Annotated in this window: 19 protein-coding genes; 7 read left to right on the top strand and 12 right to left on the bottom strand. The window is 31.1% G+C overall.

Annotated elements, in window-relative coordinates; genetic code table 11:
• Positions 1-245: 245 nt before the first annotated feature.
• Genes MPAN_RS01865 through MPAN_RS01855 form a run of 3 tightly spaced genes read left to right on the top strand, consistent with a single transcriptional unit; the run spans position 246 to position 4,718 of the window.
• Entirely contained in the window at positions 246-2,741 is a 2,496-nt protein-coding gene (locus MPAN_RS01865) for an InlB B-repeat-containing protein (protein ID WP_176240045.1), read from the top strand.
• A 41-nt stretch (positions 2,742-2,782) separates the two neighbouring features.
• Positions 2,783-3,613: an endonuclease I family protein gene (locus tag MPAN_RS01860; RefSeq protein WP_176240046.1), complete on the top strand. Its 831-nt coding sequence runs from the start codon at positions 2,783-2,785 to the stop codon at positions 3,611-3,613.
• 49 nt (positions 3,614-3,662) lie between these two features.
• Complete coding sequence (locus MPAN_RS01855) at positions 3,663-4,718, top strand: hypothetical protein (RefSeq protein WP_176240047.1); 1,056 nt, start codon at positions 3,663-3,665, stop codon at positions 4,716-4,718.
• A 40-nt stretch (positions 4,719-4,758) separates the two neighbouring features.
• Here MPAN_RS01855 and MPAN_RS01850 read toward each other — a convergent pair whose 3' ends face one another.
• Genes MPAN_RS01850 through MPAN_RS01835 form a run of 4 tightly spaced genes read right to left on the bottom strand, consistent with a single transcriptional unit; the run spans position 4,759 to position 7,521 of the window.
• Positions 4,759-5,637, bottom strand: a complete 879-nt coding sequence (locus tag MPAN_RS01850; protein WP_176240048.1) for a hypothetical protein — start codon at positions 5,635-5,637, stop codon at positions 4,759-4,761.
• Positions 5,638-5,662: 25 nt separating this feature from the next.
• Positions 5,663-6,301: an HAD family hydrolase gene (locus MPAN_RS01845; RefSeq protein WP_176240049.1), complete on the bottom strand. Its 639-nt coding sequence runs from the start codon at positions 6,299-6,301 to the stop codon at positions 5,663-5,665.
• A gap of 9 nt (positions 6,302-6,310) precedes the next feature.
• Positions 6,311-6,754 (bottom strand): 23S rRNA (pseudouridine(1915)-N(3))-methyltransferase RlmH, encoded by a 444-nt coding sequence (locus tag MPAN_RS01840; protein ID WP_176240050.1) that lies wholly within the window; start codon positions 6,752-6,754, stop codon positions 6,311-6,313.
• Positions 6,751-7,521 (bottom strand): MBL fold metallo-hydrolase, encoded by a 771-nt coding sequence (locus tag MPAN_RS01835; protein ID WP_176240051.1) that lies wholly within the window; start codon positions 7,519-7,521, stop codon positions 6,751-6,753. Before MPAN_RS01835 ends, MPAN_RS01840 begins: the two co-directional genes overlap by 4 nt.
• A 130-nt stretch (positions 7,522-7,651) precedes the next feature.
• Between MPAN_RS01835 and MPAN_RS01830 the strand changes: the two genes are divergently transcribed.
• Together MPAN_RS01830 and MPAN_RS01825 are read left to right on the top strand one after the other, a co-directional pair.
• Positions 7,652-10,618 carry a hypothetical protein gene (locus MPAN_RS01830; RefSeq protein WP_176240052.1) on the top strand — a complete coding sequence of 989 codons (2,967 nt, stop codon included), beginning with the start codon at positions 7,652-7,654 and terminating at the stop codon, positions 10,616-10,618.
• A gap of 148 nt (positions 10,619-10,766) precedes the next feature.
• Entirely contained in the window at positions 10,767-11,747 is a 981-nt protein-coding gene (locus MPAN_RS01825) for an IS30 family transposase (RefSeq protein ID WP_176238760.1), read from the top strand.
• Between the two features lie 51 nt (positions 11,748-11,798).
• Here the strand turns inward: MPAN_RS01825 and MPAN_RS01820 are convergent, their stop codons facing one another.
• The 3 genes from MPAN_RS01820 to MPAN_RS01810 all read right to left on the bottom strand — a co-directional run bounded on the left by MPAN_RS01820 (position 11,799) and on the right by MPAN_RS01810 (position 14,799).
• Complete coding sequence (locus MPAN_RS01820; RefSeq protein ID WP_176240160.1) at positions 11,799-12,719, bottom strand: HD domain-containing protein; 921 nt, start codon at positions 12,717-12,719, stop codon at positions 11,799-11,801.
• A gap of 8 nt (positions 12,720-12,727) precedes the next feature.
• Complete coding sequence (locus MPAN_RS01815) at positions 12,728-13,876, bottom strand: CCA tRNA nucleotidyltransferase (protein WP_176240159.1); 1,149 nt, start codon at positions 13,874-13,876, stop codon at positions 12,728-12,730.
• 71 nt (positions 13,877-13,947) lie between these two features.
• A complete protein-coding gene (locus tag MPAN_RS01810) occupies positions 13,948-14,799 on the bottom strand; it encodes a DegV family protein (protein WP_176240158.1) in 852 nt (283 codons plus the stop codon).
• 85 nt (positions 14,800-14,884) lie between these two features.
• Here MPAN_RS01810 and MPAN_RS01805 point away from each other — a divergent pair, with 85 nt between their 5' ends.
• The gene (locus MPAN_RS01805; protein ID WP_176240157.1) at positions 14,885-15,505 is read left to right on the top strand and encodes an IMPACT family protein; all 621 of its coding nucleotides are present in this window, start codon (positions 14,885-14,887) and stop codon (positions 15,503-15,505) included.
• 92 nt (positions 15,506-15,597) lie between these two features.
• Positions 15,598-17,142, top strand: a complete 1,545-nt coding sequence (locus MPAN_RS01800) for an IS1182 family transposase (RefSeq protein WP_231756741.1) — start codon at positions 15,598-15,600, stop codon at positions 17,140-17,142.
• A gap of 167 nt (positions 17,143-17,309) precedes the next feature.
• Here MPAN_RS01800 and MPAN_RS01795 read toward each other — a convergent pair whose 3' ends face one another.
• From MPAN_RS01795 to atpA, 5 genes are read right to left on the bottom strand one after another with little or no spacing between them, the layout of a single operon-like run.
• Positions 17,310-17,519, bottom strand: coding sequence for a hypothetical protein (locus tag MPAN_RS01795; RefSeq protein WP_176239637.1), 210 nt, complete (start codon positions 17,517-17,519; stop codon positions 17,310-17,312).
• A gap of 13 nt (positions 17,520-17,532) precedes the next feature.
• Positions 17,533-17,922, bottom strand: a complete 390-nt coding sequence (locus MPAN_RS01790) for a hypothetical protein (RefSeq protein WP_176239638.1) — start codon at positions 17,920-17,922, stop codon at positions 17,533-17,535.
• Positions 17,919-19,331 carry a F0F1 ATP synthase subunit beta gene (gene atpD, locus MPAN_RS01785; protein WP_407659112.1) on the bottom strand — a complete coding sequence of 471 codons (1,413 nt, stop codon included), beginning with the start codon at positions 19,329-19,331 and terminating at the stop codon, positions 17,919-17,921. The genes MPAN_RS01790 and atpD overlap by 4 nt, the downstream gene beginning before the upstream one ends.
• Entirely contained in the window at positions 19,315-20,157 is an 843-nt protein-coding gene (gene atpG, locus MPAN_RS01780; protein WP_176239640.1) for an ATP synthase F1 subunit gamma, read from the bottom strand. Before atpG ends, atpD begins: the two co-directional genes overlap by 17 nt.
• A 1-nt stretch (position 20,158) precedes the next feature.
• A complete protein-coding gene (atpA, locus tag MPAN_RS01775; RefSeq protein WP_176239641.1) occupies positions 20,159-21,664 on the bottom strand; it encodes a F0F1 ATP synthase subunit alpha in 1,506 nt (501 codons plus the stop codon).
• Positions 21,665-21,667 lie beyond the last annotated feature (3 nt).

The following is a 21,667-nucleotide window of genomic DNA, read 5'->3' as shown; positions in this document are numbered from 1 at the left end:
TATTCAAATCTTTTTGAAATAATTTTGAAGTATAAACTTAAATTGTGATAAAATATAAATAACAATATAAAATACAAGCTACCCAAATAGCTTGTATTTAAAAAAACAGGAGGTTATATTATGATTGAGAAAGACATCTATGTAAAACCTGAAATTGAAGTAATCGAATTTGAAATCGAAGATAGTATTGCGGATAGTGCATTAGGGTCTACATACTATGAAGAAATTTGGGGGCAGTGATGAATATGAAAAAGATTCTCACTTTTTTTGTTATATTAGGGTTAATTATTCCTTTTTTACCGCTTAATCTTAAAGCTGATGGAATAGCTAACATTGATGTATCAATTACTTATATCTTTGAAGAAGGAAATGAAGTTGAATCTGATCTTTTAGATCAAGTTTATGGTAGTACCATTACACCTACACCAGCTAGTTTAGCTGGATATACATTTAAATATTGGGTAGTAAATGGTATAGTTCGAGCAGATCTACCAGAAAATAATACATTTTATGTCACTTCTTCTATGAATTTAGTTGGTCTTTATAGTCCAGACGCAACCAATGTTGTTGTATACATGGATTCAAATGGCAAAATCTTGTCAACTGAATATCTTGCAGATGGATTTACTGGAACTCCACCAACAACTAATCTTCCAACTAAACCAGGATTAACCATAGCAGATCCTGCATGGAAAAACATGGTTACTAATAGTACTAGTTTAGTTATTACAGATGATAGTGTATTTGCACTTCAATATGTGTCTGCATCAGCAGATACATATACTTTAACTGTTGATGGAACCCTAGAAGGTACTTACGCACACAATGCAGTTGCTACATTAGTCGCAGCTCCAACACAAGGTGCTGATACTTTTAGTCACTGGGAAGAAAATGGAGTTGTTTTAAGCAGAAGCTTACAGTATACATTTACAATGTTAAATGATCGAGTTATAACTAAAGTATATTTGAATGTTCCTTTAATTGATAATGCTTTGGTCACTTTAAGTCCTGACTTAGAAATAAGGGATGGTTATCATACATATTTAGGACAATTTTACATACCTGCAGCATATGACATCGTTGAATATGGTTTTTTAATTCACACTGATAATACATTAGATTTGACGATAAACACACCTGGCGTGACTATAGCAAAAGCAAACAGCTTAAACCCACTTACAAATGAGTTTATGGTTAGTTTCCTTACGGGTTCACACATGAACGCAAAAGCTTATGTTATTTATGATACTGGTCTAGCATTAGTTGAAGTTTATAGTTCAAATTCAAATATTTATTTGGATTGGACTATTGAAAATTTCGATGAATATCCCGAAACAAGTACTTCTTACAATACTGGAACTTTCACAAGTAGTACCACAAATGTCATTTGGGATTATACAAATTCTGCAGGTGCTCAAACTATTGATGGCAAATCAATTACACTTTCAGGAAGTTCAGCTAGTCTTGAAGCCACTATTCCAAATGGAATATCTGATTTTAAAATAGACTTCAGAAAAGCATTTAGTACAGATACTGGATTGAAACTATTTATAAACGACATACTTGTTGCTACAAGTGAAAAATCGACTGGTGATATTGTTGTATTCGAAGTAAACAACCTTGATACTGAGGGGACTTTTACTATAAAATTAATTGGTGACGTAAAACAAACTGTTATCGATAATTTATCCTGGGTTTCTTATGGTCCTGTAACAGGATTTTCTCCTGTAATAAATAACACTTCTGATGATACAATTACTGAAGGCGATACATATGATCCTTTGGTTAATGTGACTGCATCTGATGTAGAAGATGGTGACTTAACTTCTGAAATCACTTATATTGCAAAAGATAATCTAGATAATGTTATTCCACAACCTATAGATTTCTCTTCACTGTTATTTGGAGATTACACAATTACTTACAGTGTAGTTGATTCAGATTCAAATACTACTGAAGTTATAATTAATTTGACTATCCTTGAACCAGTGCATTACACTGTTGATTTTATAGAAAATGGTGGAAGCGCAGTTGCTGATCAAAGTATAGTAAATGGTTCATTAGCTACTGAACCTGCAGATCCTACTAAAACTGACTTTTATTTTAGTGGTTGGTTCACCGATGACACTACTTTTTTAGTCCCATACAGTTTTGAAACTATAGTCTCAGAAGATACTACTTTATATGCGAGATGGACACCTAATGGTTATTCTTATGACTTGTTTATCTCTGAATATATTGAAGGTAGTGGCACTACACGTGCACTTGAAATATATAATAATACCGGTTCAACAATTAATTTAGCAAATTATTCAATTAGACAATATAATAATGGTAGTTCAACAATTTCATATGAATTGTCTTTACCTGATTTTGATTTGTTACACGGTCAAACATATGTTATTTACCACACTTCTTCTGTTGAAGCCATAACAACTGCTGCTCAAACTGCGGATGGCTATTTAGGAACATCAGTTAGTGCTATAAATTTTAATGGAGATGATGCAATCGCATTAGCAAAAAGCGGAACAAATGTAGATGTGATTGGTAAGATTGGTGTTGATCCAGGCAGTTCATGGACAGCATCTTTAGTATCTACAGCAAACATGACCTTAGTTAGAAAAGCAACTATACTAAATGGAGATTCTGATGGTAGCAATGATTTTGATCCAAGTATAGAATGGATTGCTTATGCAACAGATACAGCAGATTATTTAGGTTCTCACACTGTGGGGGAGTAACTCCCCCTATAGAAGACCCAGATCCTGATCCACTTTATGAAGTGTATTCAGTTTCTGTAGGGGATACAATCGATTACTCTGGTTATAGTGACTTTTCATCATACGAAACAGTTGTAGATGAAAACTTTTCAAATCAAGCAGACACAAGCATACCTGGTACGTATGTTGAAACTTATGAAGCATCAAATGGTACAGGCGGCATAGAAGTTATAGAAGTTACAGTATTAGTACTAAGTTCTTACTATGATCAAGCAGTTGGCCTTTACGGAAATGATTTACTTCTATCTCTAAGAACCATTATCAACTCTAATACAACAATGACTTCTTACGAAGATGCTACTACAATGTTAGCGGCTACAGATGTAGATCCTAACAATTCAAACAATCTTATCTTAGTTTATCTAGGAACATCAGTTGATAGCACATGGGATAGCGGAACTACTTGGAATAGAGAACACGTTTGGCCACAATCTCTACTAGGAGTTACTGCTAGTGGTACAAATGCTGCTTCTGACTTACACAATTTAAAGCCTGCTAATCCTAGTACAAATTCATCAAGAGGTAATAAATACTTTGATAACACAACAACATCTGAGTCTTATGCACCTAGAGATGAAGTAAAAGGCGATATCGCAAGAATCCTATTTTATATGGAAGTTATGTATGATATATACAATCTAATTAATGGTACACCAGAAGTCTATCAAATGGCTATGTTAGATACATTAGTTGCATGGCATGACTTTGATCCTGTAGATACTTTCGAGTCACATAGAAATGATACAATATTTGGATTTCAAGGTAATAGAAATCCATTCATAGATTATCCTGATTTTTATCAAATGATTTATGATGAAACATTAACTAATTAAAGAAAAAGGCCTATTTAGGCCTTTTACTTAAATTAAGTGAGGTGAGAAATTGAAAAGAATTATAATGCTTACAATACTTTTATTCATACTTGTAGGATGCTCAACTCCAATTGAATATGAGACTGCTTCTAACATACGCATTGAAGATGAAATCATCAAATGGGATGCGGTTGAAGATGCTATAAGTTATGAAGTCACATTAAATGAAACTCTATATACTTTATCAATTCCCTCATATGATATTAGCGAGCTTATCAATGGTTCTTATACAGTTAGGATAACTATCATATATCCAGAAGGATATAAAAAATCAATCGACTATGATTTTGACATTTCAAGACTATATCAAAGTCCGACAGATTTATTAGTTGATGATTATATATTATCTTTTACATCAACAATTCCTACAACTTATGAACTATACATAAATGATATTTTAAAAACATCCTTTGAAGAGACATCAATAGATATAAGTGATTATGTAGTTTTAAATCAAGATTCAAACATTAAAGTAAATGCAATTTATGAATCTCAAGACTATATGTCTGATGTTTATATATTTGATGGTTTAATCCATCTTGATATGAATCAATCATTAACTTATGAACTACGTTCTTCTGAGACAATTATTGTCAACTTTGATCAATTAGATGATCTAATGTATATAAAAATTGATGACGAAATATTAGCTGACACTTTATACTCATATACTTCTACTTCAATAACATTTGATAAAGACATTTTCTTTTATCCTTCTTATGGTCTTAACACATATGAAGTATATACAGCATCAGGATATTTCATGATTACAATTAATGTAATTGAAACAGAAAATCCACATCTTCTATCACCAAATGTTCTTACCTATATTTCTTTAGAAGACATTGAATTAGAATTTAATCTATTAGGTGGAACATTTGCTCAACTTAGTGGATATCTACTAGAAACTTCAGATTATACATTTGAAGATGGTACATTAACAATTTATGCTTCATACATAGAATCTATACTAGCTGAAAATCCTGATAGAGAAAATATAGCTTTTAGTTATCAGCTTCAGAAAAACGGAAACAGTTATATAGGTATTATATTTATTTATCTATAAAATAAAAGGATGCGAAAATTCGCATCCTTATTTTTTATCATCACTCATCAATCTCAAGTAAATCTTCCATTAGTTTAAACTCACTTAAGAAATACTCAGTTAATTTATTTAATGTTTCATATGAAATATTTTTTAATTTTCTACCAGGGTGATTTTTATACCAGAGGGCTAAATGTAATTGATGCTCTACTGAACTGAAATATACTCTTTTAATATCTAAATTTTGACTTAACTTTTCGATAAAGTTTAGATATTTATAATCTAAGCTACTTATATTATGATCTACTTCTTTAAATACATTTAATTCGCTTTGTGTATCAACTTTAACATACTTATGTCCCTTGACTCTAGGTTTACCATTTGTTCTAACTTGAACTATAGTGTGAGTCGATTTATTTAATACAAAGTAGATGCCATCAAAATGAGTTTGTTGACCATTATTAGTCGAAGTTGTTAACATCGTATCATAAATATGAAATTCATGTTGATCAGATGTCATACCTTCAATATGTCTTTTTACATTCACATTCGCATATGGTGTGAACAACCCACCCGTTTTATTAAAATCTCTACTTGTTTTATCATAAGGTGTGTATTTTAAAAACAAGCCTTCATGTTGATTGATTTTATCTATGATTACATCGTATAAATATTCAAAAAAAGGCTTTTCACTAACATACTTTAAACTAATGAGAAAACCAGTTAAAGTTCCTAAAAGAAGAATACCTCCATATGTAGGTAGGATCCAAACTGTATCACCATTACTAAATTGTTTTGGAAATATAACAATCAACGAAACAATCGCAATAATAATGATACTTAAAAAGAAACCCCATATTTTTATGAGCTTTTGTTTTCGACTGATCTGTCTAACTTTAAATTCTTTTTGTATTCGATCAAATTCATCACTTGTAAACATAAAAGTCCTCACTTGATTTACTACATTATTTTTTATTGATAATCTCACTTAACTCATAAAAGTTATCAATGGTTTTATATTTTTTCAATCTCGATTTGTGTTGATGTCCTTTAGTATATAAAATCACATCCATGCCTAAACTTTCCGCAACCTCTGCATCATGAAGCGTATCACCAATGATGATTGCGTCTTTTGGATTAATCTTATGTTTTTCAACATAAGCTTTAGCAACACCAATTTTAGATTCTCCATGGGTATTAGTTGTCCCTAGGACATCATCAAAATAATGACCAATACTAAAGTGATTAATTTGTTGATCTAAATTCTTTTTCTCTGATGCGGATAACAATATATTTTTGACTCCCATAGATTTATAATAAAACAGAGAATCTAAAATACCTTTATGCAATTTTTCATTATAACTACTTGGTTGATATAATTCTATAAACCTTTTTGATAATACTTCAAATGGTGTTTCTTCTAAATCATATACTTTTGCGTAATAATTCTTCACAGGAAAATCAAATATCATTAAATAATCTTTTAATGTTACTTTTTTTCTTCCACTTTCTTCTAGCATTTGATTTAAGATGTCATAACATAATCTCTTATCATCTAAAACTGTCCCATTGAAATCCCAAAATATATACTTTTTCTTAAACACATTATTCACCTACTTATGATATGGGTGATTTTTCATAATCATGAACCCACGATAAATTTGTTCTACCAATATTAATCTCATCAATTGATGAGGAAATGTCATTTTTGAAAATGATATCTTTTGGTTTGCTCTCTGATAAACTTCAGGACTCAAACCATAAGATCCCCCAATCACAAAAACCAAATCTCCTTGTTGATATGTGTTGACATCTTCAATCATTTTTGAAAAACCAATACTATCTAAGATCTTTCCATTAATAGCTAATACAACAACTACATCAGATTCTTTAATCTTACTTAAGATATATTGTCCTTCAAGCTTCATACCTTCAATATTTTTTTCATCTTTAACTTCAATGATATCAAGATCAACCGGTAGTTGTTTCTTATAATAACTTATACCTTCATTTAGATACTTATGATTCATTTTACCTACTACTATTAATTTTATCATATTTTTATCACCGGTAGTCCATCTTTTGTTGCATAAAAGACCTCAACTTTAGTGGGGTCATCAAATGCTTTAACAATAGATTCTTCTATATCTAGTACTGAATTACAATCTTCAGAAATATGAGTAACAATCCACTTACTATCTTTATTGTTAACAAAGCGGTTTATAAGCCATGCTGCGTCATCATTTGATAAATGACCACGTTCTCCTAAAATCCTTTTTTTAAGTAAAAAAGGTCTTGGAGATTGCATTAGTTTTGTTGGATGATGATTGGCTTCTAACAAATAACAATCTGCATTACTTAACAAATCATAATAGACTTGATCTACATAACCTGTATCATTAACAAAACACACTTTTTTAGAACCATCTTCAATAACATATCCAACTGGCTGGTTTGCATCATGAGAAACCATAAATGTACTAACTTTCAATCCTAAGACATCAAAGGTGTCTTCAGACTTAATAATATGCACATTTTTAATCAAGATTTTAACCTCATCACTTAATGCTTCATATGTTCCAGATGTAAGATAAACATCTTCGATTATTTTATTTTTTAACAACAATCTTAAGCCCGTCACATGATCAGAGTGTTCATGCGTAATTAATATGCTTTTTACGTCATATAAATCTTGATCATAAGCTTCCATTTTTTCTCTAATTCTTTTATAACTTATGCCTGCATCAACAAATAATTTAATATGCCCTACTTTTAAGTAGGTCATATTTCCTTTTGAACCACTGGCTAAAACGTATATTTCCACAGTATCACCTTCTATAATAATAACATATAAATATGTGATATTATAAAATAAAATGAAAGTGGTTGCATTTACACCCCAAAAAATGCTATATTATACTTGCTTGTATGAAACAATTGAAGGAGTGAACACAATGAATCAATTAAAAAGTTTTAGAAGATTTGCACTACTTGTGCTTGTAGTAGCAAGTGTTCTAACATTAGCTGCATGTAACGGTAGCGAAAAGACACCATATGGTAGTATCTCAAGCGACGATGTCTACTTAACATATGGAGATTTAAAGGTAACAGAAAAAGAATTATATGATCAACTTCGTATGCAAGGTGCTGCTACTTTGGCAACTATGGTAGATGAAGAAATATTTAAGACACAAATAACTGCTGCTAAAGCTGATCTTATCGCTGGCGATGAAACATTAATCGAATACTTAGATGATACAGTAAATTCAGCTATTTATGGTGTTACAGATAAAGAAGATTTACAAGGTCTTTATGATGATAACCCTGAATTATATATTAGAAATATTGAAAAATATGCAGACTCAGTTTATTTACTTGATAACAGTATTGTTATTCAAGATGTCATTGATGCAATTCTTGGTTTAGCACAAACCGAAGATAATCCATTCACTGGATATCAAACATTAGACTTCTTACTAGAACGTTATGCTTTAAGAGTTGCTCAAAGAGCATATGCTAAAGAACTATTAGCAGTTGAAGTTTTAGATGAAGAAAGTGATGCTTATATCTCAGATGAAAATATTGTTACTTATTACAAGAACAATAAAGAAGGTCAATATGATGTAGACGCACTAGTTGTACGTTTCATTAACTTAAATGAAGCAAACGCTGCTTTATATCAAGTTGGTCTAAAACCTGATTCAAAAGGATTCTGGTATGCACTACCTGACATCCGTATTAAAGAAGGTAACGCAGGATATGTTGATTTAGACAATCCGGATTATGCTTATGTATCTGAAATCTTAGATGATTTAGATATCACATCTAAATTAGGTGTTGATGGAGAATCTCGTGAGATGATTACAGTTGATGATTATGAAGATTATTATAAAGCATATGTTATCAACACTGATAGAAACGATGGTTTCTCAGATGTTAAATTATTACCTGATGGCGTAAAAGCAAAATATATCGAAATATATAATTTACTTAACCCAGCAGCTCCTGTCAAACTAGATACAGATGGTATCTCTATTGTTGGCGATGGCAATGATTACACTACTACTTATACTTATGACGACTTAACAGAAATCAATACAAGCCTTAGAAGTCACATTTATGATACGTTAATCGCTGAAGCTGATATGGAAGATACTGATGATACTACTGATGGAAAACCTTATTCTTCAAGAATTCAAACTTTTGGAGACTCACGTTACTTAGTATTTAAGTTAAATGATGAAAGTGAAACTGAAGAAGGTATCTTAATTGAAGATCCTGAAAACAGTGATGCTGAAATCTTTGATGACTCAACAGCTGCTTTAGCTGTTAAAGCTGAAATGAAAGATGAACTTATTGAATCTAAATTAACTGATACATACATTTCGACTAAAGTTAATGAAATGTATGAAGAAGAAACATTAGATATTTATGATGGTGTTGTTAGATTATTCTACGAACAAAGCTATGGCTATGATGGTGATGATTCTAATAAAACTGGTGATGTATTAGCTAAAATGGGCGATATCGAAATATTAGTTGATGATTTCTATTCTGAATTAGAATCTTCTTATGGTATCAACATTGCATTAGATATGTTATCAAACAAATTCTTAATGGCTAGTGAAGATTATACTGTATCTGATGCAGATATGGATGATTATACAGAACAATTCGAAAATATCATTTCACAATTTTCTGCAGATAATTTCGCTTCTTCTGGTTATCCAGCTAGTTTAGGTAGACAAGATTTCTTATTAATCGCATTTGGTTCAAGTTCAAATGATGAAGCAATTGAAAACTTATATGTTTATCCAGACTTAAGACAACAATATTTAGAAGATTATGAAGTTCATTTTGAAAATGCTAATATTTATCAAAGTCTTGCAACATTAGCTGAAAAACAATATAACAACTTCGAATCAATTACAGTTAGTCATTTATTAGTTTATTTTGATCAAAATGGTGATGGTTCTCCAGATAATCCTCAAGATTACTTAGACACATTAGATGCAGTTGCTAAACAAGAAGTTTTAGATGGTTTAGTTGACTTAGTAGATTTAATCTATACACAAATTGGTATGTACAAAGGTTTCTCAGAAGCTTTAACTGCAATTGCAACTGATTTTAACAACTCAGGTCGTATAGAAATTGGTAGTACAACTCCACCATATGATTACACATTAGAAAGTCTTTGGGCTGAATATCGTCAATTAGGTTTTTATTTGAAATTCGAAAATATTTCTTCTGCAATTACAAATAAATCTAATTTCGTAACAGGTACAAGTGTATTAGACCAAGTCTTTTACGATCGTGCAATGGTTATTCATGACACATTAGCTGCTATGGATGATGATGATTCTCTATTCCCTTATCTTGACTTCTATGATGCATGGGTAACTACAAGTAATGCAGTTAATCAAGCAGCTATGGAATCAGTACAATCAGATTTTGGTTTCCATTTAATTCTTGCAACTAAGGTTGCTGAAACAACTTCTGCTATGTATGATGGTGTCAATGATACTGATGGAGATTATGTATTAGCTGATAACGAAACACTTAACGCTTATAATGTTTTAACAGATACTCTATCTGCTTCTCAAATAGAATATTATCTAGTTGGATCATTATCAGATGAAGGTGTTGAACTTCCTACTGATGTACAAACAGCAATTACAAATTACTTAGATCCAGTTCTTACTGTTTATCAAGGCACTTACATGCAAAGAGAATTAATCTTTAGCTTGTTAGAAGATGCAGTATTTACTGATGCAGCAAACAATCTACGAATTGATGAAATTAGAGAAATCAACTTACGTCAATTAAACGGTTATATGTTATCTGAAAATGGTGGCGTATATGATGCAAACTATGATGCATTGTTTGGTGATTTAATCGATATTTTAGAAGGTAATGCTTAATTAATTGATCATTTTCATATAAGACCACTTCGGTGGTCTTTTTTTTTGCAGATAATTTATAATAACAAGTGCAACACTAAAGAAAAATAAAAAAGTTCATAGATTCCTATATAATGTAAGTGACCAAACAAACACAAAAGGAGAAACTATGAACTACATACATCTTACCATAGAAGAAAGAACTTGTATATATCAGTTATGGCTCTCAGGGGTGAGCATTAGACAAATTAGCAAAGCAGTAAAAAGAAGTCCTAGTACAATATCTAGGGAGTTAAAGAGGAATGAATGTGGATATCGCTATAAATACTTACCTCATATTGCGCAAAAGAAATATGAAAAGCGTCGAATCAAATGTCATAGACCAGTAAAAATATGTCCATTTATCAAAAAGTACATTGAAGATAAACTAAATCAACAATGGTCACCAGAGCAAATAGCAAAACGAAAAAATGGACAACCTGAAAATTCCCCTTGTTTTTCAACTATCTATAGATGGATACATAAAAAATATCTTATACGAGGAGAGATATGGAGATTGAGACGAAAAGGTAAATTCAAACGACCTGCAGAAACAAGAGGTCGCTTCAACATAGGTAAAACAATAAAAAAACGTCCTAAAGAGGTCTATAAGAGACATACGTTAGGACATTGGGAAGCCGATACTGTGGAATCTGGAAGAGTGAATTTTCAACGAAAAAGCAAGTATTGTTTCGTAACACTTGCCGAGCGTAAATCAAGACTGTACCTTGTTAAACTACTACCCGATAGAACAAGCGAGAATGTTACAGCAGCTATTATTGAATTACTATCACAATTCCCACCTGAATTAGTGAAAACAATCACATGTGATCGCGGTAAAGAATTTGCTAAATATAAAGATATTGAAGAAAGTTTAAATTGTCAGATGTATTTCACTGATCCTTACTGTGCATGGCAAAAAGGAACTAATGAAAATTCAAATGGTTTATTAAGAGAATACTATCCAAAGGGTATGGATCTTTCACAAACTAACGATGTAGAAGTACTTAATGTATTAACTCGTCTAAATAATAGACCTAGAAAATGCATCAACTTTAAAACTCCATTAGAAGTGATCAATGAATCTTATGATGCGTTGCACTTGAATTGACAAATTATCTGCATAAAAAAAGAAGCAATTAAATGCTTCTTTATCTTTTTATTACAATTTGGGTTTATAAAATCTCATTTTATCTAAGACACTTACCATTTGCGTAAATTGTCCTTCTAAGGTTGTATCTAGAACTTCTCCTAAGACAGTAAACTTAGAATCGATTGTATCAATAAACCATAAGAGTAGAGCTTCTCCAGTTTGCGGCTTTTTAGGAGATCCATAATGAAGTTGTCCATGATGGGATAAAATCATATGTTTTAAGATTAAGACTTCTTCTAAGTCTTCATATCCTAATTGTTTTGCAACTTGATCAACATCAATGGTTTGCATCACTAGGTGCCCTATCAATAAGCCTTCTTTTGTATATTCTCCATCTACTCCAGAGATTTCACTAATTTTTGACATATCATGTAGTAATGTTGCTGCATATAACAAGTCTTTGTTTAAATACTTATATACTTCTAAAAATGGATCAATGAGTTTTAACATTGTAAATGTATGATAACTTAATCCACCTACATACGCATGATGAAACTTAGTTGCTGCTGGATGCATATAAAAAGTTTTTTTGTGTTTATCATATATCGTCTTTGTTATCTCATGTAAAGCTTTATTTTCTATTTTAGATAAGAATCCTTCAATCCCTTTTTTTATCTCAACCATTGGAATGGGTGCGTAAACATAAAAGTAATCTAAGAGTTCTGATAATTCATCTGCTTCTAATACATCTTCAATATCTTTAATTGATTGTAGTTTTAAAACAAGTTCATCTTCTACTTTTACGACTGCTAAAGCTTCAAACTCATAAATTTTACCCATTTTAATATCTTGAAGTTGTTCAAATTCTAATTTAATATTTACATGTGTGCCATCTTTTTTCAAAACTGTTGTATTTGAAAAATGTGCACCTGTGTTAACATTTTCTACTTTTCCTATAATTTTGTATATTTCATTTTCTTTTAAATCCATAAAAACACCTACTTTATATTTTTGTTAAGAAATTCAATTAAGCTTTCCTTATCATTTTTCATTTCTTTTTTTAATACTGCTAAAACCATTTGATGTTGCATGTCTTTTAACCATGCACCTGCTTTTTTACCTGTAATCTCAATCATTTCAGTTGCTCTTAGTTTTAAGTCAAGCTCTGATTGAATAGGTAAATTTTGATATGTTTCTTCTATTTCTGATTTTAAATTTTTAGAACGATCTAACATGAAATTAACTTTATTTGCTAACAAACATAAATCAATGCCATAGGTATATAAATAATATGCATCAAAAACTTTAGTCTTTCTAGCAAGCACTGCTGCTTGTTGGTATCTGTGTCTATGTTTGTTTGAAAACGTCCATTCTTGCGGAACAATACCATCATTTAAAGTGAAGCATAGCGCGAAAAAGGAGTCTACAAATGGCATATCATCCATTGTAAGTATATGTTCTATACCTTTTTTAAGACCCGGTAGAACTTCATGTACTTGCGTTGTGACCATCGATTTGAATGCTCTTTTTGCATGTTCACCTTGGATAATCTTAATCATCTCATTAACGATTCTTTCCATCGCAACATTTTTTAAATTATCTTTTAATTCAAAGATTGCATCTCTAGTTTGAGTTTCTATTTGAAATCCTAATTTTGATTGGAAATAAAAAGCTCTCATCATTCTAAGTGCATCTTCATTAAATCTTTGATGTGGATCTCCAATAGTTCTAATCAACTTAGCTTTAAGATCCTTTTGTCCTTCAACAAAATCAATGATTTCTTGTTTATCTGATAAAAGAAGTCCATTAATGGTAAAATCTCTTCTTTTCACATCTTCTTGAACATCTTCACTAAATGTTACATTATCAGGATGACGATCATCTTGATACTCACCATCAATACGATAGGTTGTAACTTCAAATTTTTCATCTTTATATAAAACAGTTAGAGTTCCATATTTTAATCCTGTTGGAATTGTTCTAAAGATTTTATTGACTTGATGTGGTCTAGCATTTGTTGTTATGTCTACATCATTAATTGGCATTCTTAAAAGATAGTCCCTAACGGCACCACCAACTATATATGCTTCATATCCTGCTTTTTTTAATTCGTATAAAACGCCTTTAGCGGTTTTTATTGTACTCATTCATATCACCTGTTATATTATACCAAGAATTCATGTATTTTTGTAGTATAAAAAAATAAGACGAAATCGTCTTATTTTAAAAATATACCTATGCCACATACATCTGGTCCTATATGCGCCCCTACTACTGGTGTAGAAGGCGATTCATATAAATTTTCGAGCCCAAGTTCAGTTTTAATGATTTCTATAAAATGGGCTTTAAGTTTAGGATTTCCAGTATATAGTATATATGCTTCAAATTCTCTACCATTTGCGTATGCTTTAATTTTGGCAGTAATTGATTCTAATGCTTTTTTAATATTTCTAATTTTTTCAATAGATACTATATGTCCAGTTTCTTGAACTTGTAAAATTGGTTTGATCTTTAATAACTTTCCGACAAACGCTTGTGCATTAGATAATCTGCCATTTTTTACCAAATAAGATAGTGAGTCAACCGCAAAAAAGATAGTATTATGCTCTCTCATTTGAAGTAGAACCTCATCGATTTGCTCAAAAGATTTTCCTGATTTTAACATTTTATCAGCTTCTAATGCAAATAATCCTTCAGAAAAACAAACTGTTAACGTATCAAAAACATGAATGTTCATTTTATCTTTTAATTCTTTTGAAGCTAAGACAATAGAATTATGTGTTCCACTAAGTTTAGAAGATAATGTCGTTACATAAAATTCATCATACCCTTTTTCGTAAAGATCTTCAAAAAAACTAATAACATCTCCAACTGAAGGTTGTGATGTCTTTGGAATGAGTTCTGGTTGTTCTCTTAAGATTTTATAAAATTCTTCTGCTTTTAATTCTGACCCATCTAAATACTCTTTTTCATCTAGAAATATTTTAATTCTTAATACTTCTATATCATGATTAAAAGGATAGTAATCTAGACCACCTGTTGACGTATCTACAATTAATTTTTTATTCATAGCGCCCTCCCAATATTTGTTGCTGTATTCATTATAACAAAAATATAAATATATGGAAATATGTTATAATAAAAATGGTGAGATTATGAAATATATCAAAGATATACAAACACATCAAATCATCATAGATAAGTCAATATTTATTGGCATATTATTTCCATTATATGAAATTGATGATATCAAAAAGAATATCGCAAAAGCTAAAGAGATGTTTCCTAAAGCATCTCATTATTGTAGTGCGTCATTATTTGGAGAAGGGCTTGAGCATGCCACTTCATCAGATGATGGTGAACCTTCAAGAACAGCTGGAATTCCAATTTTAGAAGTCTTAAGACATCATGATGTAACCAATTTATTGTGTGTTGTCGTTCGATTTTATGGAGGAACTAAATTAGGTGCTGGTGGCTTGATTAGAGCATATTCAAAAGCTACTTCTGAAGTGTTAAACATTCAAAAATTTTATGAAAAAAAAGAAATGAAGGGTTTTGAGATTGTATTTGATTATCCACTTATTCAAACAATGGATCAACTGATAGAATCAATTACTTATGTTAAAGAGAAAATGTTTTTAGAGCATGTTACTTATCAACTCTATTTTAAAGAAAAAAATGTTTCAATTTTCGATGATATAAAACATCAATTTATATCCATTCATCCATTAGATGAAAAAACATTATGGATACCTTATACAACAAAAAAAGAATAAAAAAAGGGGCTGTAATGAAATAAAATCATTATAGTCTATAAAACACAAAACCACTCTGGAAAATCCAGAGTGGTTTTTGATATAATTGAAGTATGCAAAGTACTCAATTAACTCAATCTTATTTTAGCGCAAAACAATTAAAATTACCACTAGAAATGAACATTTTAATACCATTTGATAGTGAAGTCAGAACATTTGACGAAGTATTTTCAAAAATCGAGGTTAAAAAATACTTAGTATCCAAATCTCATCAAGGTAGACTAGGATACAATTCAGTCAATATGTTGAAATTGGTATTGTTTTGCCAGATGGAAAAAATCCATAGTTTAAGAGCAATGGAAAAGGCAGCTAAAAATGATATTAGGCTCATGTGGTTGACTAATGAGTTAAAACCAAGCCATAATACCATCAAAGAATTTATTAATACCCACTTAAAAACATCCATCGAAGATATCTTTTTAGAGATCAATCAATATATCGCAAAAAAAGAACAAATTGATATCAATACCTTATATATAGATGGGACAAAGATAGAGGCAAACGCAAACAAATATAAATTTGTTTGGAAGAACTCAATTCTTAAGTTTAAACAAAAACTTCAACTCAAAATTACCAAGACTCTGCACAAATTAAATGAAGACTATAAACATTTAGGCATCTACTTTCTGATCAAAGAAGATTATGAGATATCATATTTAGAAAAGATTAGAGATTTCTTAGTCAATGAAATTGACAAAGAAGGCATTGATTTTGTCTATGGCAAAGGGAACCACAAAAGTGGATTACAAAGAGATTATGAAGATATCGTAGACTACATAGAAAAACTAACAAGCTATAATCATGATTTAGAGATCATAGGTCCATCAAGAAATTCATATGCAAGAACAGATCATGGTGCAACATATATGCGCATGAAAGACGATCATATGAGAAATGGTCAATTAAAGGCTGGATACAACATTCAAATTGGCGTGTCAGATGGATATATCATGCATATGGATGTCTATCAGAATCGAAGCGATTATAAAACATTAGAACCATTTCTAGAAGGATTTAATCATAGCTATGGATTTTATCCTAAATATCCTGTAGCAGATGCTGGATATGGTGGACTTATAAATTATAGATATTTAAAATCCAAAGATATGGAACTCTATCAAAAATATCCAATGTATAAAAAAGAAACCAGCAATCAGAACTATATAAATAGTCCTTATCGTGCAGAAAATTTCACTAAAGATAAAAACGGGAATCTAATTTGTCCAAAAGGACGAAAGATGAATTATCTATTTACAAGACACAATGGTAAAGATGTTTATGAGTCATCTACTTGTTTAAGATGTCCGCTAGCTTCAAAGTGTAAAAAAGGGAAAGCTCCAAGACGTATTGAAGTCAATGAAGAATTATGGAACTATCAAAAAAAAGCAAGAGATAATCTTCAATCTGATTTAGGTATAGAACTTAGGATTCAACGCTCAATTCAAGTTGAAGGCGCATTTGGGGTTTTAAAAGAAGACTTTAAATTTAGAAGATTTAAGCGACGTGGCATCCAAAATGTTAAATTAGAGTTTATGTTACTCTCAATTGGGTATAATTTATCAAAATATCATAACAAGCAACAACGATTCGTTCAATAGTTATCCTGTGGAAAACTAAAGAATTTTGAAGTTCTCTTTTAAATATGCCTAAAAACAGGTATTTTTTTATGTTTATCCACAAAACAAAAGAAAAAGGGACTGTGTAGTCCATGAAGATTAAATATTCTTCATTTCATTACAGCCCCTTTTTATTTTGTTTGTTTTTTTTAAATAAATAATCCTTCAAAAAGTGTAGAAAATCTTACCATAATCTCTGCGAGCATATGAGCAAGTGCTAAACTGACTAAAAAATATGCAGCTTTGATTTCCCATATTTTAAATTTTTCAAATTTGTTTTCAAAATGTAGCGCACCAAGTATTCTTAAGTTAATCGCAAAAAATACAATTAATGATGTGAAATAAATGATTTGTACCATATGTTACTCCTTTTTATAATTGGCCAGCTTTTGATTTTGTAATGTTTTCTTTTAAATCTCTTTCTTGTTTAGAAAAATCTACATTTTCTTTTTTAGTAAGTTCGAGTTTTTCTTTTTTCATTTTATTAAAAGCATCATTAGCTTTATCTAATGTTTGGCCAATTTGTGCTTCTAAAGCTAGGACCGTCAATAAATTATCTTTAAACTCTATAACTGCTTGTTCAACAACGACATATGATATGTTCTTATCTTGAACAAACTTTAAATAACCTTCTAAGACATATAAAATAATTGGAATGTGATCTTCTAGAATTGCAAGTTCACCTTCTTGATTTTTTATAACGACATATTGGATTTCATCTTGATATGTCTTGCCCTGTTGAGTTAAGACTTCGAATTTCATAATGACTTAGCCTTCTTTATAGCATCATCAATGGTTCCTACCATTTGGAATGCTTCTTCTGGAAGTTCATCATGTCTACCTTCGATAATTTCTTTAAATCCTCTAATGGTTTCTTTTAAAGGTACAAATGCGCCTTCAACACCAGTGAATTGTGCAGCAACGTGCATATTTTGTGATAAGAATACTTGGATACGTCTTGCTCTATGTACAAGTAATTTATCTTCATCCGTTAATTCATCCATACCAAGGATTGCGATAATATCTAGTAGTTCATGATATCTTTGAATCATTTGTTGAACTTTACGTGCAACATCATAATGTTCTTTACCTACAATATGTGGAGCTAATGCTCTTGATGTAGATGCAAGTGGATCAACAGCTGGATAAATACCTATTTCTGTTAATTTTCTTGATAAGTTTGTCGTCGCATCCAAATGCGAGAAAACTGTTGATGGTGCCGGATCTGTGTAGTCATCTGCTGGAACATAAACAGCTTGAATAGACGTAATTGATCCATGTTTAGTTGATGTGATTCGCTCTTGCAAACGTCCCATTTCAGTCGCAAGTGTTGGTTGATAACCAACAGCTGAAGGCATTCTACCTAAAAGTGCTGAAACCTCACTACCTGCTTGAATAAATCTAAATATATTATCAATAAATAATAAAACATCTTGTTTTTGAGAATCTCTAAAATATTCTGCCATCGTTAATGCAGTTAAAGCAACTCTCATTCTTGCTCCTGGTGGCTCATTCATTTGTCCAAAGACAAGTGCAGTTTTATTAATAACGCCTGACTCTTTCATTTCTTGATATAAATCAGATCCTTCTCTTGTACGTTCACCAACTCCAGCAAATACTGAAATCCCTTCACGTTCTTGAGCAATATTATTAATTAACTCTTGGATAAGCACGGTTTTACCAACTCCAGCTCCTCCAAATAATCCAATTTTACCACCTTTAATATATGGTGCTAATAAATCAATAACTTTAATACCCGTTACTAATATTTCAGTTTCACTTGATAATTCATTAAATGCTGGTGATTCTCTATGAATACTCATCTTCTTAACTTTATCCATTGATTTACCACCATCAATAGCTTCGCCTAAAACATTAAAGATACGCCCTAAAACTTCATTTCCTACAGGTACTTGTACTGATGCTCCTGTTGAAATAACGTCTAAATCACGTCTTAATCCTTCAGTTGGCTCTAATGCAATAGTTCTTACAACATGGTCTCCAAGGTGAAGTGATACTTCTAAAGTTACAGTTTGTCCATTATCATTTTGAACTACTAAAGCATCATAAATGCTTGGTAACTCATCATCAAAATGGACATCTACAACCGGTCCGATGACTTGTGTAATTTTACCTTTCATCTTTACTTCCTTCCTAAACGTTTGCACCATTGACGACGTCAATGATCTCGTTTGTAATTTCTCGTTGTCTTTCTCTATGATAGACAATCGCTAATTGATCTACTATATCATTTGCATTATCTGTCGCATTTTTCATCGCAATCATTCTAGATGCATGTTCTGAAATTTTAGCATCCGCAACAGCTTCAAAAATTCGACTTTCAACATATACATTAATGGTTTTATCCAAAACAACTTCTGGACTTTCATCATAAATATATTGTTCGTTTTCAATCTCTTCTTCATTAAAAATGAGCGGTAATACACGTTCATGTTGAACCACTTGAGTAGCTGTGTTTACATAGTGATTATGATAGATAATCACTTCATCTACAAACTTCTTAACAAATGTTTCTTTGATTAATGACGCATAGTGTCTAAAGTACATTGTAGAGATATCATCTCTATTATAAATAATTTCTTCATTAACAATAGGCAACTCATGTTTCTTTACGAAATAATAGCCTTTTTTGCCGATTACAAAGACTTGATAGTCTTTCTTGTCCAAATCCTTGATATCATCTAAAAACGCTTTATACAGTTGATTATGGTAGCTTCCAGCAAGCCCTCTATCGCTAGTAACTAAGATGAAAAGCTTGTTTTTCCCATCATTTTCAGATGTGAGTCTATTTGACTCATCTAAATTACGATTTGCGTATAAAATTGCATGCTCTATTTTTTCCATAAATGATTTAGAGTGATTGAAAAGTTCTGCTGATCTTTTAATTTTGGATAATGCGATATTATGCATAGCTTGAGTAATTGAAGCTGTCTTTTTTATAGCTTGCATTCTTAGCTTAATATCTTTTAAACCCATATTATATCAACCTCTTTAATCCGTTGATAAACTTCTCTAAATCCTCATCTTTTGGCAATTTTTTAGTTTCATTTAAAGTTTTATTAATTTTTTTACCAAGATCATTCATTCTTAACCCTTGGTTAATTTCTTGTTCTAAAAGTTGAACTTGTTCTAAATTGAGATCATCCATCATCCCTTTAGATAGTGCGTAGATAGTTACAATTTGAGTTGGCATGTTTACAAGCTCATGTACATCTTGTTTTAACATTTCAACAGTTTTTCTACCTCTTTCTAAACGACGCTTAGCTGATTGGTCTAAATCTGATCCAAATTGTGCAAATGATTCTAACTCACGATAGTTAGCAAGATTAATTCTTAGTGTACCAGCAACTTTTTTCATTGCATTCCATTGAGCAGCTCCACCCACACGAGATACAGATAATCCTGCATTTATCGCTGGTCTTATGCCTGAATAAAATAATTCAGTTTCTAAGAATATTTGACCATCCGTAATTGAAATAACATTTGTTGAAATATAAGCTGAGATATCTCCAGCTTTTGTTTCAATAATAGGTAGTGCAGTAATTGAACCACCACCAAGTTTATCATTTAACTTAGCAGAACGCTCTAATAATCTTGAATGTAGATAGAAAACATCGCCTGGATAAGCTTCTCTTCCTGGTGGACGTCTTAATAATAATGATAATTCACGATATGCGACCGCATGTTTAGATAAATCATCATAAACGATTAAAACATCTTTACCTTTTTCCATGAAGTATTCCGCAATGGTTACTCCTGCAAAAGGTGCTAGATATAATAGTGTACCTTCTTTAGATGCACCAGCATTTACAATAACTGTATAATCAAGTGCTCCTTCTTTTTTAAATAATTCAACTAATCCAGTAACAGATGAGTCTTTTTGACCAATCGCAACGTAAACACAAATAACATCTTTACCTTTTTGATTGATAATTGAATCAACAGCTAATGTTGTTTTACCTGTTTGTCTGTCGCCAATGATTAACTCTCTTTGTCCTTTACCAATTGGAACAAGGGCATCAATAACTTTAATCCCGGTTTCCATAGATGCATTAATTGATCCACGTGCCATAACTCCTCTAGCTCTTCTTTCAACTGGTAATCGATCTGTTGTTTGAATCGTTCCACCAGCATCAAGTGGTTCACCTAAAGGATTAACAACACGACCTAATAAAGCATCCCCTACAGGAACTTCAAAGATACGTTTGGTTGTTTTAACCATGTCGCCTTCTTTAATTAAATTACTTTCTCCAAGAAGAATAACACCGACTTGATGTTCTTCTAAGTTAAATACTAAACCTTTTACGTTATGTGGAAAAACTAGTAATTCTCCCATCATCGCTTGTTGTAGACCATAAACAATCGCAATCCCATCCCCTACAGATAATACTTTACCTATATTTTCAAGTTTTACGTCTTGTTCAAAAGATTCTATTTGTTTTTTTATGACCTCAGTCATTTCTTTTACTTTTATTTTTGACAATGT

The organism is Mariniplasma anaerobium (assembly GCF_016865445.1).
GTDB classification, from domain to species: domain Bacteria; phylum Bacillota_I; class Bacilli_A; order Acholeplasmatales; family Acholeplasmataceae; genus Mariniplasma; species Mariniplasma anaerobium.
This window is presented reverse-complemented; position numbering and strand designations above follow the sequence as displayed.